The organism is Bacillus sp. MBGLi79, assembly GCF_002953915.1.
In genome coordinates this window covers 3671894-3691153 of sequence record NZ_CP026521.1, presented here as the reverse complement: position 1 = coordinate 3691153, position 19260 = coordinate 3671894, and the positions used below count along the sequence as shown (strand labels likewise).

General features: G+C 44.3%; 19 protein-coding genes. 16 read left to right on the top strand and 3 right to left on the bottom strand.

What is annotated here, in order from left to right:
• Positions 1-118 precede the first annotated feature (118 nt).
• The 9 genes from C1T29_RS18865 to C1T29_RS18825 all read left to right on the top strand — a co-directional run bounded on the left by C1T29_RS18865 (position 119) and on the right by C1T29_RS18825 (position 12256).
• A complete protein-coding gene (locus tag C1T29_RS18865) occupies positions 119-412 on the top strand; it encodes a WXG100 family type VII secretion target (RefSeq protein WP_003220661.1) in 294 nt (97 codons plus the stop codon).
• A gap of 69 nt (positions 413-481) precedes the next feature.
• A complete protein-coding gene (gene yukD, locus C1T29_RS18860) occupies positions 482-721 on the top strand; it encodes an ESX secretion system protein YukD (RefSeq protein WP_014665210.1) in 240 nt (79 codons plus the stop codon).
• 14 nt (positions 722-735) lie between these two features.
• Positions 736-2082 carry a type VII secretion protein EssB gene (gene essB, locus C1T29_RS18855; RefSeq protein ID WP_103750162.1) on the top strand — a complete coding sequence of 449 codons (1347 nt, stop codon included), beginning with the start codon at positions 736-738 and terminating at the stop codon, positions 2080-2082.
• 60 nt (positions 2083-2142) lie between these two features.
• Positions 2143-6630, top strand: a complete 4488-nt coding sequence (gene essC, locus C1T29_RS18850) for a type VII secretion protein EssC (RefSeq protein WP_103750161.1) — start codon at positions 2143-2145, stop codon at positions 6628-6630.
• Complete coding sequence (gene esaA / locus C1T29_RS18845; RefSeq protein ID WP_103750160.1) at positions 6627-9833, top strand: type VII secretion protein EsaA; 3207 nt, start codon at positions 6627-6629, stop codon at positions 9831-9833. Before essC ends, esaA begins: the two co-directional genes overlap by 4 nt.
• 31 nt (positions 9834-9864) lie before the next feature.
• On the top strand, positions 9865-10320 hold the full coding sequence (gene essA, locus C1T29_RS18840) for a type VII secretion protein EssA (protein ID WP_080488033.1): 456 nt from the start codon (positions 9865-9867) through the stop codon (positions 10318-10320).
• 62 nt (positions 10321-10382) lie between these two features.
• A complete protein-coding gene (locus tag C1T29_RS18835; protein WP_095431810.1) occupies positions 10383-11114 on the top strand; it encodes a (S)-benzoin forming benzil reductase in 732 nt (243 codons plus the stop codon).
• 197 nt (positions 11115-11311) lie between these two features.
• Positions 11312-11842 (top strand): HD domain-containing protein, encoded by a 531-nt coding sequence (locus C1T29_RS18830; RefSeq protein ID WP_003244444.1) that lies wholly within the window; start codon positions 11312-11314, stop codon positions 11840-11842.
• Positions 11843-12019: 177 nt separating this feature from the next.
• Positions 12020-12256, top strand: a complete 237-nt coding sequence (locus C1T29_RS18825) for a YuzF family protein (RefSeq protein WP_003220677.1) — start codon at positions 12020-12022, stop codon at positions 12254-12256.
• Positions 12257-12296: 40 nt separating this feature from the next.
• Here C1T29_RS18825 and C1T29_RS18820 read toward each other — a convergent pair whose 3' ends face one another.
• A complete protein-coding gene (locus tag C1T29_RS18820) occupies positions 12297-12686 on the bottom strand; it encodes a DUF2283 domain-containing protein (RefSeq protein ID WP_103750159.1) in 390 nt (129 codons plus the stop codon).
• A gap of 114 nt (positions 12687-12800) precedes the next feature.
• Here C1T29_RS18820 and C1T29_RS18815 point away from each other — a divergent pair, with 114 nt between their 5' ends.
• From C1T29_RS18815 to pdeH, 7 genes are all read left to right on the top strand, one after another.
• The gene (locus C1T29_RS18815) at positions 12801-13910 is read left to right on the top strand and encodes an AI-2E family transporter (RefSeq protein WP_071580797.1); all 1110 of its coding nucleotides are present in this window, start codon (positions 12801-12803) and stop codon (positions 13908-13910) included.
• A gap of 59 nt (positions 13911-13969) precedes the next feature.
• Positions 13970-14191, top strand: coding sequence for a spore germination protein (locus C1T29_RS18810; protein WP_014665199.1), 222 nt, complete (start codon positions 13970-13972; stop codon positions 14189-14191).
• A gap of 72 nt (positions 14192-14263) precedes the next feature.
• The gene (locus C1T29_RS18805) at positions 14264-14512 is read left to right on the top strand and encodes a YueH family protein (protein WP_014665198.1); all 249 of its coding nucleotides are present in this window, start codon (positions 14264-14266) and stop codon (positions 14510-14512) included.
• 71 nt (positions 14513-14583) lie between these two features.
• A complete protein-coding gene (locus tag C1T29_RS18800) occupies positions 14584-14982 on the top strand; it encodes a YueI family protein (protein ID WP_103750158.1) in 399 nt (132 codons plus the stop codon).
• 96 nt (positions 14983-15078) lie between these two features.
• Positions 15079-15630 (top strand): cysteine hydrolase family protein, encoded by a 552-nt coding sequence (locus C1T29_RS18795; protein WP_103750157.1) that lies wholly within the window; start codon positions 15079-15081, stop codon positions 15628-15630.
• Between the two features lie 15 nt (positions 15631-15645).
• Complete coding sequence (locus tag C1T29_RS18790; protein WP_014665195.1) at positions 15646-17118, top strand: nicotinate phosphoribosyltransferase; 1473 nt, start codon at positions 15646-15648, stop codon at positions 17116-17118.
• A gap of 135 nt (positions 17119-17253) precedes the next feature.
• Positions 17254-18483, top strand: coding sequence for a cyclic di-GMP phosphodiesterase (gene pdeH / locus C1T29_RS18785; protein WP_014665194.1), 1230 nt, complete (start codon positions 17254-17256; stop codon positions 18481-18483).
• On the opposite strand, the gene C1T29_RS18780 is transcribed toward pdeH, so the two are convergent.
• On the bottom strand, positions 18459-18827 hold the full coding sequence (locus C1T29_RS18780; protein ID WP_014665193.1) for a YuzC family spore coat inner layer protein: 369 nt from the start codon (positions 18825-18827) through the stop codon (positions 18459-18461). The two genes, pdeH and C1T29_RS18780, sit on opposite strands and share 25 nt — an antisense overlap.
• 114 nt (positions 18828-18941) lie before the next feature.
• Positions 18942-19067, bottom strand: a complete 126-nt coding sequence (locus tag C1T29_RS18775; RefSeq protein WP_128422565.1) for a hypothetical protein — start codon at positions 19065-19067, stop codon at positions 18942-18944.
• Positions 19068-19260 lie beyond the last annotated feature (193 nt).

The window sequence follows — 19260 nt, the reverse complement described above, 5'->3', positions numbered from 1 at the left end:
GTAAAATTAAAACATATTTGTTTGACTATGCCGAAAAACTGTTTTTATAATAATGACGTTCTAAAAATAAGTGAATTAGCCCATATTTAGGCTGATGGCACAGGAGGTAATGAGGAATATGGCAGGATTAATTCGTGTCACACCCGAAGAGCTAAGAGCGATGGCGAAGCAATACGGCGTTGAAAGCCAAGAAGTATTAAATCAGGTTGATCGTTTAAACCGAATGATCTCTGATTTGAAAAGCATGTGGGAAGGTGCTTCAAGCGAAGCGTTCGCAGATCAATACGAGCAGCTCAAACCTTCATTTATCAAAATGTCAGATTTGCTTCAAGATGTGAATCAGCAGCTTGATCAAACAGCAAATACACTTGAGTCTACTGACCAAGACATCGCAAATCAAATCCGCGGATAACAGTATGAAAGGGAAGGAGCGCCTGATTCAGAAGAAGACGGCGCTCTTTCTATGTAAGGGTGATCCTAAATGTATATTGATATTACTATAGATTTGAAACATTATAACGGCAGTGTCTTTGATCTCAGATTGTCAGATTTCCACCCGGTGAAAAAAGTAATTGATATTGCTTGGCAGGCCCAAAGCGTATCTATGCCTCCGCGCGAAGGGCACTGGATCAGAGTGGTTAACAAGGATAAGGTGTTTTCCGGAGAATGCAAGCTGTCTGATTGCGGCATTACAAACGGAGACCGGCTTGAAATATTATGAAAGGATCTGGTTGAATGTCAGGTAAACAAAAATCATATTTAGAAAACCAATTAGAAGCCGTTGCCGAGAAAACAGATGCCGGCTATACATTTACCTTTCAGCGGGAAAAAATAAAGCTTCTGGACGGTCTTGAAGCTAATGTGATCAAAGATGTAAATCCATTTTTTCATAAAGAGATCGACGTGACAGATGATGAGGTCATCATCACAATCCAACCTCCCTCCTCCTATAAAGCATTCCGCTTCATGAAAGCTAAGGATAAAAAAAGCAAATGGCAGTTTGCCTATCAGCTTGTTCAAGCCGTGCAGCAGCACAATTTGTCGAGGCTGAATGTGATTGTCGCTCCGGAAAACATTGTATTCGATAAAGGGCTGACGCCTTATTTTCTCCATTATGGAGTAAAGGAAAGCATCCCTCCTTACGAGCATGATGAGGAAAGAGTGTGGCGGGAGCTGAAAGCGGCAGCGGCTTTGGCAGTTGACGGCGCTTTTGCGTTTGAAGACTATCTGAAATTCAATGAAACGCTGACGTTCTCCCCAGAGGCTAAAGCGATATTGGATGCGGAATCCTATGATGGCCTGCTTGAGCTGATTCAAACCCATATTGATGAGCTCGAAGCCAAAGCAAAAACATACATACATATCCCGAAAAAGAAGTGGAACATCCAGCGATATATCGGCCTGGGGCTCATTGTTTTGCTTGTACCGGCCCTTATTTATTCGATGTACGCCTTATTTTTCGCGCAGCCAAAGCACCAGGCAATAGTGGACAGCAACCGCGCTTTCTTAAACAAGCAGTACAGTGAAGTCATCAGCACACTGTCCAAGTACGATGCGGAAAGCCTGCCTGAATCAGTGCAGTATCAGCTGGCGACGTCTTATGTTGAGGTCGAAAATCTGGGGAGTGCAAAAACTAAAAATATAGAAAATAATTTAGTCACCCTTCAATCGGACCCTCAGCATTTCTTGTACTGGATTGATTATGGTCGAGGAGAATACAAAGAAGCGATCAGTATCGGCCGTAAGCTTGAATACAATGATTATATTTACTTTGCCCTTGCTAAATATAAGCAGCAGCTTTTATCTGAGGATACAAATGATGAAGACATACAGAAAGAACTTGATTCAGTAAATAGTGAACTTGAAAAAGCGCAAAAAGAACGTCAAGACAATAAACAGTCTAATTCTGATACATCATTAGTCGATACTAGCGAAGAACAGACACAAACAGACGAAGAAAAACAACAAGCGGAAGAAAAAGCCGCAGCAGAGGAAAAAGCGAAAAAAGAAGAACAGAAGAAAAAAGAAGAACAAGAGAAAAAAGAAACAGAAAAGAAAGATGAGAAAAAAGATGACAAATAACGTGAGACATGAATCGCAGGTCATCGCATGTTGCTATTCGGCCGTTAGGGGGTTCGCCATTTGAGTCTATTATGGGTTTTTTACCAAAATAACGTTCAAAAATTAAATCTGTCTAACCTCCCGTCGTCTCATCCGGTGACCATTGGGCCTGATGTGAAAGATTCCGTTACGATCAGCGCCATTCCATTTAATAGCGGAGTCATTTCTCTTCAAAGAAAGGAATCCGGCGGCCAATACGAAGTTTTCCTGGGAAATGATTGTCTCGGCACGATTGAGACGGATACATCATTTACTCTTCAAACGGATCAGCAGGATATACGCTTGATATTGTTGGGCAGTGAACCTGAGAAATCCGTGTATTTTACGGGAAACCGGGATGAAATTGTATGCTCCTCGGAAAAAACGAATGCAGATATTTATCTGAATCCGCAAGATTTTGCATTTGCAGAACAAAGCACGTTTTCTTTGCTTCGTGCCGGCGGCAACTGGTCGGTTCGCCCTGAAAGCGGAACGATCTTCTTGAACGGAGAGAAGATCAACGCCAATACGCCGCTCAAGCCGGGGGATGAAATCTTCTGGAACTTCACGCAAATGAGTGTGACGGAACAAGACCTTTTAGAAATCGTTCATTTTGCCCAGTTTGAAACAGCGTTAACAGAAACAGTCAAACCGAGTACAGAGATGCAGAAAAAATATCCGCAGTACAGAAGAACACCGCGGATGGTGTACGATCTGCCGGATGACCGCGTTTCCTTTAGTTTTCCCTCTCAGGAGAGCGATCAAACCAACAGAGGGCTGTGGCTCGTCATCCTGCCTCCGCTTGTGATGCTGATCGTGATGGGCGTAGTCGCCATCATCCAGCCGCGCGGCATATTTATCCTCGTTTCTTTGGCGATGTTTATGATGACTCTCATTACCTCGACAGTGCAATATTTCCGGGATAAGAATCAGCGGAAAAAACGCGAGGAAAAACGGGAGCGTGTATATAAGCTTTACTTAGACAATAAACGGAAAGAGCTTCAGGCACTTGCTGAGAAGCAAAAGCAGGTTCTTGAATTTCACTTTCCTTCATTTGAAAAAATGAAATACTTAACAAGTGAAATCAGTGACCGAATCTGGGAAAAATCACTTGAAAGCAAGGATTATCTTCAGCTGCGGCTTGGGACGGGAACAGTCCCTTCGAGCTATGAAATCAATATGAGCGGCGGAGACTTGGCGAATCGTGATATCGATGACCTCATGGAGAAATCACAGCACATGCAGCGTGTCTATAAGGACATCCGCAATGCGCCGGTGACGGTCGATTTGGCGGAAGGTCCGATGGGGCTTGTCGGTAAATCCCAAATTGTGAAAAATGAGATCCACCAGCTGATCGGACAGCTGTCGTTCTTTAACAGCTATCACGATTTGCGTTTCGTTTTTATTTTTCATGAAGAAGAGTATAAAGACTGGGAGTGGATGAAGTGGCTTCCGCAATTTCAAATGCCCCATATTTATGCAAAAGGATTTATTTATAATGAGCAAACGCGAGATCAGCTTCTGTCTTCGCTTTACGAATTGATCAGAGAGCGCGATCTCGAAGATGACAAAGAAAAACTGCAGTTCAAACCGCATTTTGTATTTGTTATCACGAATCAGCAGCTGATCTCTGAGCATGTCATTCTCGAATATTTAGAAGGACAGCATGAGCATCTGGGCATCTCGACAATTGTCGCTGCGGAAACAAAGGAGAGCCTGTCGGAAAACATTACAACCCTTGTCCGCTACATCAATGAGCATGAAGGCGACATTTTAATTCAAAAGAAAAAAGCGGTAAGAATCCCGTTCCGTCTCGATCATCATCAGCGTGAGGACAACGAACGGTTCTCACGCACGCTGAGAACACTGAACCACCAGGTCGGCATCACGAATTCCATTCCGGAAACGGTATCGTTCCTGGAGCTTTTTCATGCGAAGGAAGTAAAAGAAATCGGCATTCAGCAAAGATGGCTGACGAGCGAATCGTCGAAGTCGCTGTCAGTGCCGATCGGCTATAAAGGGAAAGATGACATTGTGTATCTGAACCTTCACGAAAAAGCACACGGTCCGCACGGCTTGCTTGCCGGGACAACGGGATCTGGGAAAAGTGAATTTCTCCAGACTTACATCCTGTCCCTTGCGGTGCATTTTCATCCGCACGAAGCGGCTTTCTTATTAATTGACTATAAGGGCGGAGGAATGGCGCAGCCGTTCCGCAACATTCCCCACCTCCTCGGCACGATCACTAATATTGAAGGAAGCAAAAACTTCAGTATGCGTGCGCTTGCTTCCATTAAAAGCGAGCTGAAAAAAAGGCAACGTCTGTTTGACCAGTATCAAGTCAATCACATCAATGACTATACAAAGCTGTACAAGCAGGGGAAAGCAGAAGTGGCGATGCCTCACTTGTTCTTAATCTCTGATGAGTTTGCCGAGCTGAAAAGCGAGGAGCCAGATTTTATCAGGGAGCTTGTCAGCGCCGCACGTATCGGGCGAAGCCTCGGCGTTCACTTGATTTTGGCGACACAGAAGCCAGGCGGCATCATCGACGACCAGATCTGGAGTAACTCGCGCTTTAAAGTAGCGCTCAAGGTCCAGGATGCCACTGACAGTAAAGAAATTTTGAAAAACAGCGATGCCGCAAACATTACCGTAACAGGCCGCGGATATTTGCAGGTCGGAAACAATGAAGTGTATGAGCTGTTCCAATCTGCATGGAGCGGGGCGCCTTACTTAGAGGAAGTCTACGGAACAGAGGATGAAATCGCGATCGTCACAGATACGGGTCTGATTCCGCTTTCTGAGGTTGATACCGAAGATATTGCGAAAAAAGACGTTCATACTGAAATTGAAGCTGTCGTTGACGAAATTGAACGCATCCAAGATGAAATGGGAATCGAGAAGCTGCCAAGCCCTTGGCTGCCGCCGCTTGCGGAGCGTATTCCGCGCACTCTTTTCCCTTCAGACGAAAAAGACCATTTCCATTTCGCTTATGTCGACGAACCTGATTTGCAAAGCCAGGCGCCGATTGCTTATAAGATGATGGAAGACGGAAATATCGGCATATTCGGCTCTTCGGGCTACGGAAAATCAATTGCAGCCGCAACGTTCCTGATGAGCTTTGCGGACGTGTACACACCTGAGGAGCTACATGTCTATATCTTTGATTTCGGAAACGGAACGCTGCTGCCATTAGCGAAGCTCCCGCATACCGCGGATTACTTCCTGATGGACCAGTCAAGAAAAATTGAAAAGTTCATGATTCGAATCAAAGAAGAAATTGACCGACGTAAACGTCTGTTCAGGGAAAAAGAAATCAGCCACATCAAAATGTACAATGCGCTTAGCGAAGAAGAGCTTCCATTCATTTTCATCACCATTGACAACTTTGACATCGTCAAGGATGAGATGCATGAGCTTGAATCGGAATTTGTCCAGCTTTCCAGAGACGGACAGAGCTTAGGAATCTACTTCATGCTGACGGCAACGAGGGTGAATGCTGTCCGCCAGTCATTGTTAAATAACTTGAAAACAAAGGTTGTCCATTATCTCATGGATCAATCTGAGGGATATTCCATTTATGGCCGTCCGAAGTTCAATCTTGAGCCGATCCCGGGGCGCGTCATCATTCAAAAAGAAGAGCTTTATTTCGCGCAAATGTTCCTGCCTGTTGACGCTGATGATGATATCGGCATGTTCAATAGGCTGAAATCAGACGTTCAGAAACTTCAAGAGCGCTTTGCTTCAATGGAGCAGCCGGCACCAATTCCGATGCTGCCTGAGAGCTTGTCAACGAGAGAATTTTCTCTCCGCTTCAAGCTGGAACGCAAGCCTTTATCTGTACCGATCGGGCTTCATGAAGAAACAGTCAGCCCAGTCTATTTTGATTTGGGCAAGCATAAGCACTGCCTGATTTTAGGCCAGACTCAGCGCGGGAAAACAAATGTCCTAAAAGTCATGCTTGAACATCTGATTGATGATGAGACCGAAATGATCGGCCTATTTGACTCGATTGACCGCGGCTTATCTCATTATGCGAAGGAATCAGATGTTTCATATTTGGAAACGAAAGAAGATATTGAGCAGTGGATTGAAACAGCAGAAGATATTTTCAAAACAAGAGAAGCCATGTATGTAGAAGCCGTCCGCCAAGGAGACGCGCACAATCTGCGATTCTCACAAGTGGTGCTGATGATTGATGGGATAACGAGATTCCAGCAGACGATTGATACGAGAATACAAGACCGTCTCGCTAACTTCATGAAATCATACGCTCATCTTGGCTTCAGTTTTATCCCGGGTGGTAACCACAGCGAATTCTCAAAAGGCTATGACTCCTTGACGACTGAGATGAAGCAAATCCGCCACGCGATTCTGCTGATGAAAAAATCTGAGCAAAATGTCATTCCTCTCCCGTACCAAAGACAGGAGCCTGAGATTCAGCCGGGCTTCGGATATGTTGTGGAAAACGGGAAGGAGCAAAAAGTTCAAATTCCTTTATGTTCTGCTGAAAGGGAGAGTGCTAGATGACAGAACAACGAAAAAGCTTGATCAAGTTAATATCCGCCGTCATCATCATTTTGCTGCTGCCGGTTTTGTTTTTCCGATTTATCGGAGACGATCCGACGAAAAAAGCAGTCAATTCCACCCGGCAAATCGCAGTGGTGAATGAAGACACTGGCGTATTGAGTGATGAGGTAAAGTCTGATGAAGAGGACAAATCCGCCCAGTTCGGCAAGGAAGTAGCGGCTGTTCTGGGGGAACGGCCTGATTATTCGTGGACGGTCGTAAACCGAAGCGCGGCTGAGACCGGTCTCGCTTCAAAGAAATACGATGCGATCGTCTACATTCCCTCAGACTTCTCAAAAAACATTTTGAGCTATGACAAAGACCATCCACAAAAAGCAACGCTGGAATTCAGCATTCAGGATAACCTGAATGCGGTCAACAAAGAAAAAGTTCAGCGTGAGCTTGAGGATGCTCAAAAGACGATGAACAAAAAAATGTCAGCCTTATACTGGAACTTTGTGTCACAAAAAGTGGACAACATCAGAGGAGAATTTGACAACATCGTCAATAAAGAATCTGAATTCCAGAATGTCATGTACAATTTTTACAAACCAAGCTCTAATGATTTAGCAGGTGAAATCAAACAGCAAAAAGATTTAATCGATGAGCTGAAGAAATCAATGAATGAAGCGCAGGGCACGACAAAAGAAAAAGCTTCAACAGCGGAGGAAGCCAAAAACACGCTGAAAGAATTCGTTGATACAGTTGAAAGATACAAAGAATATCAAGAAAACCAGAAAAAACTGCTTTTGGAAGCCCAGGATTCAACCCAGCAGCAAATCCGCACAGGTTTGGACGCCATCCAAGCTCAGCAAAAGGCGAATCAGTTCAGCGAACGCATGAGCGGACTGGCAACAGGGATCAGCCAAGCGAAAACACAGCTTGGGCAAACCAGCAATGTGCTGGCAGACGCCCAGAGAGTCAGGGAAGGACAAGTGCCTCAGCAGGAACTTGGCATGGCAAAAATCCAAAGCGATTTAATTGATCAATATCAGGTCGCTTCAAGACAGGCTGCATTAAGTCAGGTTTATGAATTGCTTGTCCCGGCGCGCCGGGCATTGACAGTTGACAAAGGGGAAGACCCAACGGAAGAAGATGGCTCTGACAACGATGATCAAAATCAAGATAAAGATCCGAAAGAAGAAGATCCTGAAGAACTGAAAATCGATCTTGAAAAACAGCGTGAAGAACTGAAAAGCATTGCCGCTGATATCCAGGACATTTCAGATAATCTGAAAGAGCCTGAAAAAGAGGACTCTACTCCAGAGCCGGATACAAATTCCGGAAATAATGATGGAGACGGGACAATTCCAAATGATCAAAATGGTAATTCTGGAGAAGACAATAACAGCAGTGATACCGGTAATGACGGACAAACGGACGGCAATACTCAGGATCAGGACCAGCAGCAGGGAACTGACGGTCAGAAGCAGAACGATGATGCCTCTAATGGCGAGTCGAACAGCGGACATACCGAAACGGGTACATCTGCTGAACAGACTGCTTCATCTGATTCAGCCCTTCAATTGATCCGGCTGGCAAATGAAGACAGAACCGGAGATTCAGGAGACGACGGCGGCACGACTCAGCCTGAAGATGACGGTGAGGTTTCGGATATTGCAAAAGCAAAAGAACAGCTCAGCAAAGCGTCTGAGCGAATCAAACAGATCGAAGAAGAGCTCGAAGAAAAAGAAACGGCTCATAATGAAGAGCTGAAAAAGAAACTAGAAGAACTAAAAGAGCAAATGGATGGTCTCAACGATGAAATAGATGATCTCAAAGGCCAAGTGAAAACGCTCGAAGATAAACTTAAAAAGCTTGAAGCGAAACGCAAGCAAGAACTTGAAGGTATTTATAGAGATATGTATAATGCCATTCAAGAACTTGAAAATAAAGCTCAGCTGCCATTTACCGAAGCAATCTATATAAATAAAGAAAATATAAATGCAGCAATGAGATATTATAAATATCTATCTGTTTATGACTCTGTCTTATCCGGCACGATAGACAGCGCTGCGAAAACCAATGCCATTGAAGGCAAGCAGGGCAACGTCAAATCCATCCTGGCCCTCTCACCTGCAGAATCAGCCAGCTGGGAAGCTCTCAAAAACAACACGATGCAAACTGATGAAGACATTAACAGCTTCATCGACGGAATGACCAAATTTGCGGACGACTACAGCGGATTTATCCGTGACTCTCAAGCAGGTGTTCTCGATGAACTGACGAAAATCTCTGAAAGTGCCGCAAAAGCGACAGAACAGCTGGTAACGGGCGCAACGCAGGAATCTGCGACGTTCAGCAACGATGGACTGTCTGGCACAATGGCACTGAATGTCCAAGATACGGTCGGCCAGGAAGTGCTGCAAATGTCAGACATGATGGGGTCATTGTCTGATCGCCAGTCAGGCATCATTGATTACACAACCAATATGCAGCAAAGCGTCAATGATGTTCAAGCAAAAGCCGACACCTTAAACAACAACTGGGGGAAAAATGTCGCCTCCACGAAACTCGTGCGCAATGACGTATACGGCATACTCGGAAATACATTAGTAGACGGGCAAAACAATGGCTATGTGTATGATTACTTGGCGAATCCGCTTAAAATCAGCGGAGAGGTTCCGGAAGAGAAAACTCAGACGGTACCGCCGGTTGTCATCCTTGTCATTGTGTTGATCAGCAGTCTGTTAATCGGCTATTTTAGCTCGTATTACCAAAACGCGCCGCTTCTCGTCAAAGGAGCGCTATTCGGAATTCTGAATATCCTTGTCGGACTCATGATCAGCTTGTTCGGTTTGAATATTTATTCACTGCCGGACGATCAGACGATTAAGTGGTCAGTGTTTACGATTCTATTGCTGATCGCAAGCTCTGCATTCATCCGGACGGCGTTCAGATTCGGATCGATCACTGGATGGGTTGCTTCAGCGGCAATGATTCTATTCTATGTTGCGCCGCTTATTGATTTGATCATGCCGAACTTTACATTTGAAGATCCGGTTTCGAAAGTATATATCGACATCCAGTACGGAACTGGGCACTTGTTTACAATGGGAATAACAGTTCTGCTAATCATTACGGTGATTGCCGCGGCTCTGCCGCTGATTATCCGGCTGATGGCTGAACACACAGCAGAAAGCGATGAAACGTATGATGCGTAATCGCAGCATGGAAAAGGGGATCATGATTTGTATGCTCTCCTTTTCCCTTTTCATACCCTCTGCCGCCGCTGCCCAAACCGAAGAAAATACAGATGTCGCGCCAAACCAGTATGAGAAGAAAGACATCGAAATTGATACGAATTATTTACATGAAGATACCTACTATGAAGAGAAAACAGAACTGCCTGAGGAACAGAAGGATATCTCTTTTGATAAACCGAAGGACAAGGACGCCGAGCTGATAAAAGGTTTGTTTACATCAACAAATGCCCAGGATTCCAACACGATTGCGGCCCAGTCCAAACAGCTTGGAATTACATTTGCTGAAAAGCCAATGACAAAGGCGTCATCAACGGAAACAGAGAATGAACAAGAAACATCATCATTGCTGCTGCCGATGATCTATGTCGTACTGATCCTGCTCGGAATTGCAGGTATCGTGTTCCTCATCCCAAAAGTCACAGCGCAGGAAAACAAGAAGGCATAGGCCGCGTGCTTGTGTTGTGTAAAAGCGGTGCCGTACAATAATAACGGAAAAGGAGGTTTCTAATGGAACTTTATATCATCACCGGAGCGTCAAAAGGGCTGGGTCAAGCCATTGCATCACATGCTTTAGAGAAGGGCCATGAAGTCCATGCCTTATCCAGAACGAAAGCGGATGTGTCTCACGAAAAACTGACGCAGCATCAAATAGACCTCATCAATCTTGAAGAAGCTGAACAGCAATTTGAAACATTGCTCTCATCCATCGATCCAGATCGTTATTCTGGTATTACCCTGATCAATAACGCTGGAATGGTAACGCCGATCAAACGCGCCGGCGAAGCGTCTCTTGACGAGCTTCAGCGGCATTATCAGCTGAACCTGACTGCACCCGTGCTTTTGAGTCAGCTGTTTACAAAACGATTTGCTTCATACAGCGGCAAAAAGACGGTTGTCAACATTACATCTGGAGCCGCCAAAAATCCATATAAGGGGTGGAGCGCGTATTGCAGTTCAAAAGCCGGGCTCGACATGTTTACGAGAACATTCGGATTTGAACAGGAGGATGAAGAGCTGCCAGTGCACATGATTTCGTTTTCACCAGGTGTGATGGACACTGAGATGCAGGCCGTCATCCGTTCTTCATCGAAAAAGGATTTCCACCACATTGAACGATTCCTGAAATTAAATGAAACAGGAAGCCTTCGCAGTCCGGACTTTATTGCCGGCACGCTGCTTTCTTTATTAGAAAAAGGGACGGAAAACGGAAGAATTTATGATATGAAAGAGTTTTTGTAGAGCAGATATTTTCTGCTCTTTTTTTTATAAAAAAAGGCTGCAGCCAGAGCATTTATTGAACAGCGGCATATACTGACTGAAACGCTGCTTTTAGGGTATAACAATGATGATAAGAAGATCAAAATGATGTGACATAAGAATTGAGTTTCTCTGCAAATTATGTTAGGATTCTAAAAATATCTAAAGGAGGGGTTTCCATGAGAAAGGTTACATTAATGGATGTTTTCACCCATCCAATTGCACAAAAATATCTTCAGCGTTCCGGCGTGGCACATGCGATTGCCTGCGCTTATCATGCATACAGGCTGTCTGTGAAGGCTGACATCAATCCTGATTTAGCAGCAAAAGCAGCACTGCTTCATGATATCGGCCATTATGAATGGTATACAGACGGAAAGTGGGATTATGAGAAATACAAAAGAAATGACATCCATGCCATTAAAGGGGCAGAACGGGCGCATAAGCTTCTGATTCGGCTTGGCGAGGAACCGAAAGCGGCAAAAGAGATTGCCCTGGCCATTTTGCTTCATACAGATTCCTATTTGCCTGAAGGCGAATTAGATAAAAACACGCTGCAGCAGATTGTCAAAAAAGCGGACGAACTGGATGAAGAGCCGGGTGGCCACCATCATTACCGCCAAATTGATCCTTCAACCGCACGAAAAAAAATAGAAAAGCTGGACCAATTAATCGACCAAGCCCAGGCATCCGTGATAAAGCCTGTATAAGTACGGAACAGCGGCCAGCTTTCTTCGCTGTCTCCGCTTCATCGACACTTCCTTTACACCCGCTTCCAAACGTATTCTCCTAAAATCTCCGCACCCCTTTGTTTTATCAGGGAAGCCTGTGTCATTATCCATAAGCGCGGCATAAGCTGAGATAAAACACACAAAGGGGATAAAAGTATGGTCAACCAAGGTAGTCCGCAACTGGTCTCTTTAGTCGATCCTTATGTCTATCAGACCATTAAAAAGCTCATCGGCTCAAGGTTCGTTATACAGACAGTACGAGATACGGTCAGAGGCAGACTGATCGATGTAAAACCTGACCATATCACAATTGAGGGAGCCCGAAATTCTGTTTGTTTGATCAGAATCCAGCACATGATTTCCGTCACGCCAGATTACAGTGAGCGGGTCTAACAGTGCTTGCGCATGAAAAATAGGCGTACACCGGGACGTCCTATTTTTCAGTTAAGCGCTGTAAAAACGCACTGGAATACATTGTTCCGTCAAGGTCAAAACCGGCAAATTCCTGATAGTCACCATCTAAAAAACAGAAAGTGACGCCGTACACCGTATAGCAGGAACGGACTGAAGCATGCTGGCAGACCCGAAAATGATAACCGTCTGAATCTTTTACATACAGCCGGGATTTCCCGGCAAATGGGGCACAGAGGCGTGCTGCCTCACCAAAACATTCGAATCCGGCGATTTTGCCGTCTTGGCTGATATCCAGCAGGAGACAATCATTGACCTTAAGCTCCTCAGACCGCATATTCCTGTTCTTTTCCGGAGGATGAACATAGATAAAAGCCAGTTCTGAATCTGTATCGTATGTCACGGCCTTCATTAGCAACACTCCTCTCATTATATTAAGAGTTCTGATATGAGTTCATTTTTGTTACAATGATGGGGTATAAGTTCTTTTATCTGACAGACAAAGAAAAACTAGGAGGAACAAAGCTTGTTGAAATCAAAAGTCCATTTTTGGACATTGCAGATTTTATTTGTTTTGCTGATTATTTATGTAGCAACAAAAGTTTCATTTGTATTTCAGCCGTTCATTGTTTTTATCTCGACATTGTTTTTCCCGATGCTAATTGCGGGAATTTTGTATTTCATATTTAATCCGGTCGTCCGCCTGCTTGAGAAAAAAATTCCGCGGACATTATCCATTCTATTGATCTATTTACTGTTTATCGGTTTGCTTGCCTTTATTTCAGCGTCAGTCGGACCTATCATCACATCCCAGGTAACCGGGCTGTTTAACAACCTTCCTGATTATATAAAACAGATTCAGGCGCTGACAAAGGACTTGTCTCATTCCCAATGGTTTACCTGGATGATGAATCAGGATTATGTATCAATATCAAAAATTGAACAGTCATTGACAAGCTTTCTTCAAAACCTGCCGCAAAATATCACGTCCAGTTTATCTGCGGTGTTTGGCGTCGTGACAAACATCACGCTTGTTATTATTACTGTTCCATTTATCCTTTTTTACATGCTGAAAGACGGACACCGCTTTCCGCATTTGGCGGTAAAAATTCTTCCGGCCTCTTATCGGACAGAAGGCTTAAAGATTTTTAAAGATTTATCAGATACGCTTGCGGCTTATTTCCAGGGACAGCTGTTAATCTGTCTTTTTGTCGGGACAGCGTGCTTTATCGGTTATTTAATTGCCGGACTGCCGTATGCCCTGATTCTTGGGATTGTCATGGCGATTACCAATATCATTCCTTATGTCGGGCCTTTTCTCGGTGCCGCGCCGGCTGTCATTGTCGGTTTTATGGACTCGCCGGCTAAAGCGCTGTTTGCGATTATTGTAGTTGTCATCGTTCAGCAGCTGGACGGAAACCTGCTGTCTCCTCTTGTGATCGGAAAACGGCTGAATACGCATCCGCTTACGATTATTTTGCTGTTAATCGGTGCGGGAAGCTTCGGCGGAATTCTCGGCATGATTTTAGCGGTGCCGGTTTATGCGGTAGTGAAGGCGTTCTTCCTGAATATTGTACGCTTGATCAAACTGCGCCAGCGGTCACGCCTCGAAGAAAACGCAAAGTCCGCTGAATAGGCGGGCACCATTTGCGGCTCTTTGCATATGATGCTGTAAATCAATGCGGAGGTGGGGAAATGCCTGCGATTGTGGGGCCGATTTATATCATGTCAGTTTCGGGTAATGCTGCGGCAAGCTTTGGAGACGTATTTGCGATTTCGCCTAAAAGCGTCGCTCATTCAGGGGCGGGGTCAGGCGCATTTCAGCTTGGTGATTTTGTGAAGATTAACAACCAAACGAGTAAAACTCTCTTCAAAGATGCCGATATCATTGATGAAACAGTGTCGTTTAACGGGTAACAGCCTTTTCATAAGAGGCTGTTGCTTTTTTATTGTATAATATGGGTAGTCTTTGAATAGAGAGGTCATGTTATGAAAATCAGAAAAGCAAATATCAATACGCAAACCGAAATGATCACGGACGTGTATCTGCATGAAAACAGAAAAGAACTGCGCACGCTTGTAGCGGTCCCGCAACTGGAGTGGAGCACGATCATTTCCTATGAAGAAGATAAAGCAACTCTGCCTGAACGGCTGGAAGCTTCGTTGCGCCGGCATACAGAGGAAGCCCCTGCTGGTGAGCTGGCCAAAAAAATCATTCATTGGGTAACAGAAATGTAAACCGCGTTTGAAAGTTTAGCTCCTGCCTGATCAGGTGATAATGAAAACAAACAAGACGGGAGGACAGGCTTTTGGGTGAAGATAAAATGGATCTCTATTTGCAGCAAGGAATGTATGGGCCTTTGGAGACAAAGCCTGACGAGCGCCATTTGTTTTTAGGCTCTTTAAGAGAAAGAGTCGTTTTGGCATTGACGAAAGGACAAGTGCTTAGAAGCAAACCGTATAAAGAGGCGGAACAAGAGCTGAAAAACAGCCATAACGTCACCCTTTTGATTAATGGAGAGCTTCAGTACCAGTCTTATTCTCCTTATATCCAAATGGCGAATCGATACGGAGTGCCCTTCAAGATTGTATCTGATCTTCAGTTTCATACGCCTTTAGGCCTCGTCATTGCGGCTGACATCGCTGTGAATCGTGAATTGATATATATTCAGGACGACATTTATAATCGGTCAGTGCTGAAATCTTAAGAGACAAACGGGCCGTTTGTCTTTTTATTCATGGCAATTCACTTACAACTGGAGATAAGATATAATGTTCTCATACTGATGGCGGGGAGGCCGGCTATGAAAAAAGCACTTATTTGTATTGATTATACGAATGATTTTGTGGCGAGTGACGGAAAATTGACCTGCGGGGAGCCCGGCAGAATGATTGAAGAGGCGATCGTCAATTTAACCGAAGAATTCATCACAAGCGGTGATTACGTCGTATTAGCAGTAGATTCTCATGATGAAGGGGATCAATATCACCCCGAAACCCGTCTTTTTCCTCCGCATAATATAAAAGGCACGGAAGGAAAAGATCTGTACGGAAAGCTTTTGCCTCTATATCAGAAACATGAACATAAACCTAATGTTTACTACATGGAAAAAACGAGATATTCTGCTTTTGCGGGAACTGATTTAGAGCTCAAACTCAGAGAGCGGCAGATTGGCGAACTGCATCTTGCCGGTGTCTGCACAGATATTTGTGTGTTACATACGGCCGTTGACGCATACAACAAAGGTTTTCAGATTGTTGTGCATCAACAGGCTGTTGCCAGCTTTAATCAGGAGGGGCACGCATGGGCTCTTTCCCATTTTGCAAATAGCATCGGAGCGCAAGTGGCAGAGTAAGGAAGGGGAAAAACAGTGTTAGAGTACGGATTTAAAGATGACAGCCTGTCATTGCATACAGACCTTTATCAGATCAATATGGCGGAAACGTACTGGAGAGACGGCATTCATGAAAAGAAAGCGATTTTTGAGCTGTTTTTCAGAAGGCTTCCGTTTGAAAATGGCTATGCCGTATTTGCGGGCTTGGAAAAAGCCATAGAGTATCTGGAAAATTTCAAGTTTACGGATAGCGATTTGAGTTATTTACAAGATGAACTGGGGTACCAAGAAGATTTTATCGAATATTTGCGCGGCTTGACTTTTACAGGTTCACTTTACTCCATGAAAGAAGGAGAGCTTGTTTTTAATAATGAGCCGATTATGAGGGTGGAGGCGCCCCTGGTTGAAGCGCAGCTGATTGAAACGGCTCTGCTCAACATTGTGAACTATCAAACATTAATCGCAACAAAGGCTGCCCGGATTAAAGGCGTCATCGGTGATGAAGTTGCGCTTGAATTTGGAACAAGGCGGGCACATGAAATGGATGCGGCCATGTGGGGAGCGAGAGCAGCCTTAATCGGCGGCTTTAGCGCGACAAGCAATGTAAGAGCCGGAAAGCGCTTTAATATCCCGGTTTCCGGCACACATGCGCATGCGCTTGTGCAGGCTTACCGCGATGAATATACAGCCTTCAAAAAATACGCGGAAACGCATAAGGATTGCGTCTTTTTAGTCGACACGTATGATACGCTTCGTTCAGGCATGCCGAATGCGATTAGGGTTGCCAAGGAATTTGGCGACCGCATTAATTTCATTGGCATCCGCCTGGACAGCGGCGATTTGGCGTACCTGTCAAAAAAAGCCCGTAAAATGCTTGATGAAGCAGGATTTACAGATGCGAAGGTGATTGCTTCAAGCGATTTGGATGAGCACACCATTATGAATTTAAAGGCTCAGGGAGCGCGCATTGATGTCTGGGGTGTCGGTACGAAGCTGATCACTGCCTATGACCAGCCGGCTCTCGGCGCAGTTTATAAACTCGTTGCCATTGAGGAAGACGGGAAAATGGTCGACACGATCAAAATTTCATCCAATCCTGAAAAAGTGACGACACCGGGCAGAAAGAAAGTCTACCGAATTATCAATCAGTCCAACCATCATTCTGAAGGCGATTATATCGCGCTTTATGATGAGCAGGTGAATGATCAGAAGCGGCTCAGAATGTTCCATCCGGTCCATACATTCATCAGCAAATTTGTCACAAATTTTTATGCGAAGGATCTTCATGAGCTGATTTTTGAAAAGGGAATTCTTTGCTACCAAAACCCTGAGATTTCAGACATACAGCAGTATGTGCAGGATAACCTCAGCCTGCTTTGGGAGGAATATAAAAGAATCAGCAAGCCGGAGGAATACCCGGTTGATTTAAGCGAGGACTGCTGGAGCAATAAAATGCAGCGGATCCACGAAGTGAAAAGCAGAATTGAAGAAGAGCTTGAGGAAGAATAAATAAAAACTGGCCTTTCGTTCGCGAAGGGCCAGTTTTTTTATGAATATATTATTTTTCATGTTTAGACAATTTTCGTCAAAATATTTGATATACTTAGGGGTGAAAGCCGCGCGTATTGTAAGGGGGATTAATCAATGAGGGTGTTTGTTGCAAGACAGCCTATTTTTAATAGAAAAGAACAGGTTGTTGCTTATGAACTGCTGTATAGAGAAAGCGAAGAGAACGTATATAGCGCTAAAGACGGCGATCAGGCAACAACAGATTTGGTGATCAACAGCTTTTTAAACATCGGAATTGAGAAGCTGACGGAAGGAAAACGCTGTTTTGTTAATTTTACGGAAAGCCTGATGTTTTCGAATCTTCCCACCTCCTTCAATCCGAAACAGCTTGTCATTGAAATCCTTGAAGATATACCGATCACGCCGGCCCTCATTTCTAGATGCAAAGAATTGAAAAAAATGGGGTATATGCTGGCGCTCGATGATTTTTATGCAATAAACCCGCAAAATGAGGACTTATTGGAAAAGCTCATGAGCTATATTGATATATTGAAAATTGATTTTCTCAAAACAACACGAATGGAACGCAGAAAAATTTTGCAAACCTACAGCTGCAGCGGCTTAATTTTTTTAGCAGAAAAGGTAGAGACCCGAAAAGAATATAAACAGGCAGTTCAAGATGGCTTTCAATTATTCCAAGGCTACTTTTTCAGCGAGCCGCGCATCATCAGCGGGCATGACCTGTCGACTCATTTTTATTCTTACTATGAACTGCTTAACGAACTGAGCAAAGAGCAGCCTAACATAAAGCGTGTAACAGAGTACATAGAGCGGGATTTATCACTGTCCTATCAAATTTTAAAATTTTTAAACTCATCCCACAGCCGTTTGAGCCAGAAAATTGAAAGCATTCAGCAGGCCATTATGCTGCTTGGATTTAATGAAATCAAACGGTGGATCTATATTCTTTCCTTTAAGGATTTAAGCAGAAAAGGGCATTCCAGCAAGCACGAAATCATTAAGATTTCTTTGATAAGAGCAAAGCTTTGCGAGCTGCTGGCGAGGAAGGCATCCCGACCGCAGCCTGCTTCTTATATGCTGATCGGAATGTTTTCTCTCATAGACACGCTCCTGCATAGAGAAATAGAGGAAATTGTACAAGAATTGCCTTTGAAAGATGAAGTCGGGCAAGCGTTATTAGGCCATCAAAATGACTACTACCAAATGCTTGAGCTTGTGAAATTAATTGAAAGCAACAACTGGGACACTTGCTCGGAATTAGGCAATCAACTGGACAAAGAAGAAGCGTATGAATGTTATCTTGAGGCTCTGGAATGGTGTCATAATCTTATGGACGCAAAATGATTGCGGTCCTCTGACCACCGCAAAGCAAGAATCATTCGGCTTTGCGTGCCGATAAGGCTGATATAGATGCCGTCGGGATTAAAGACCGTATCCACTTCATGCCGGACGCCCATTTGTTTGATCAGGCGCTTTATGGTTTGTTTATCGGACTGCTCGGCTGCGGTCAGAATGCGGCGCGAGAGCTCCCGCGAGCCCGCAATGCGGCTGAGCACCAGCTGAGCATCCGCAAAAATCCCTGCGGCCTGCTTCGCTGAACGGATAAAAGTATCTATGTTGGAGGCAGGAGCGGGCGGACGGCGTATCTCATACGGATACACGTAAAACCAGGGATAACGATATCTCATGGGAGCACCTCACACAAAAGTGGTGTTTCTATATGTATAGATCCCCATTTGCTGAATATGACAAAGCGAAAAGACCACAACTTTAGCGTTGCGGTCTTTTTCGGTGTTTGTCGGTCAGGAAACGCCAAGAATCGCATATTCAATTTTGAAAATACGGTATGAAGGACTATAGTCTTGCTTAATAAAAATGTGAAACACGTTAAAATCAAGGGAATTAAGAATCTTTCTCAATTTGAGCAGAAATATCCGCTCTTGCCCATAGAAAAATAGTCCCGTTCTTGTTGTGATCTCTTTGAGTATAAGGACCTATTGATATTTGCGGTGTCACGCAGGATCTTTTTGTATACTTTTCGGTGAAAAATGAGCCGAAAGCAGATACACTATTAGTAACAGATCAAATACCTAGGACTCGTTCACCATACACAATTCATTG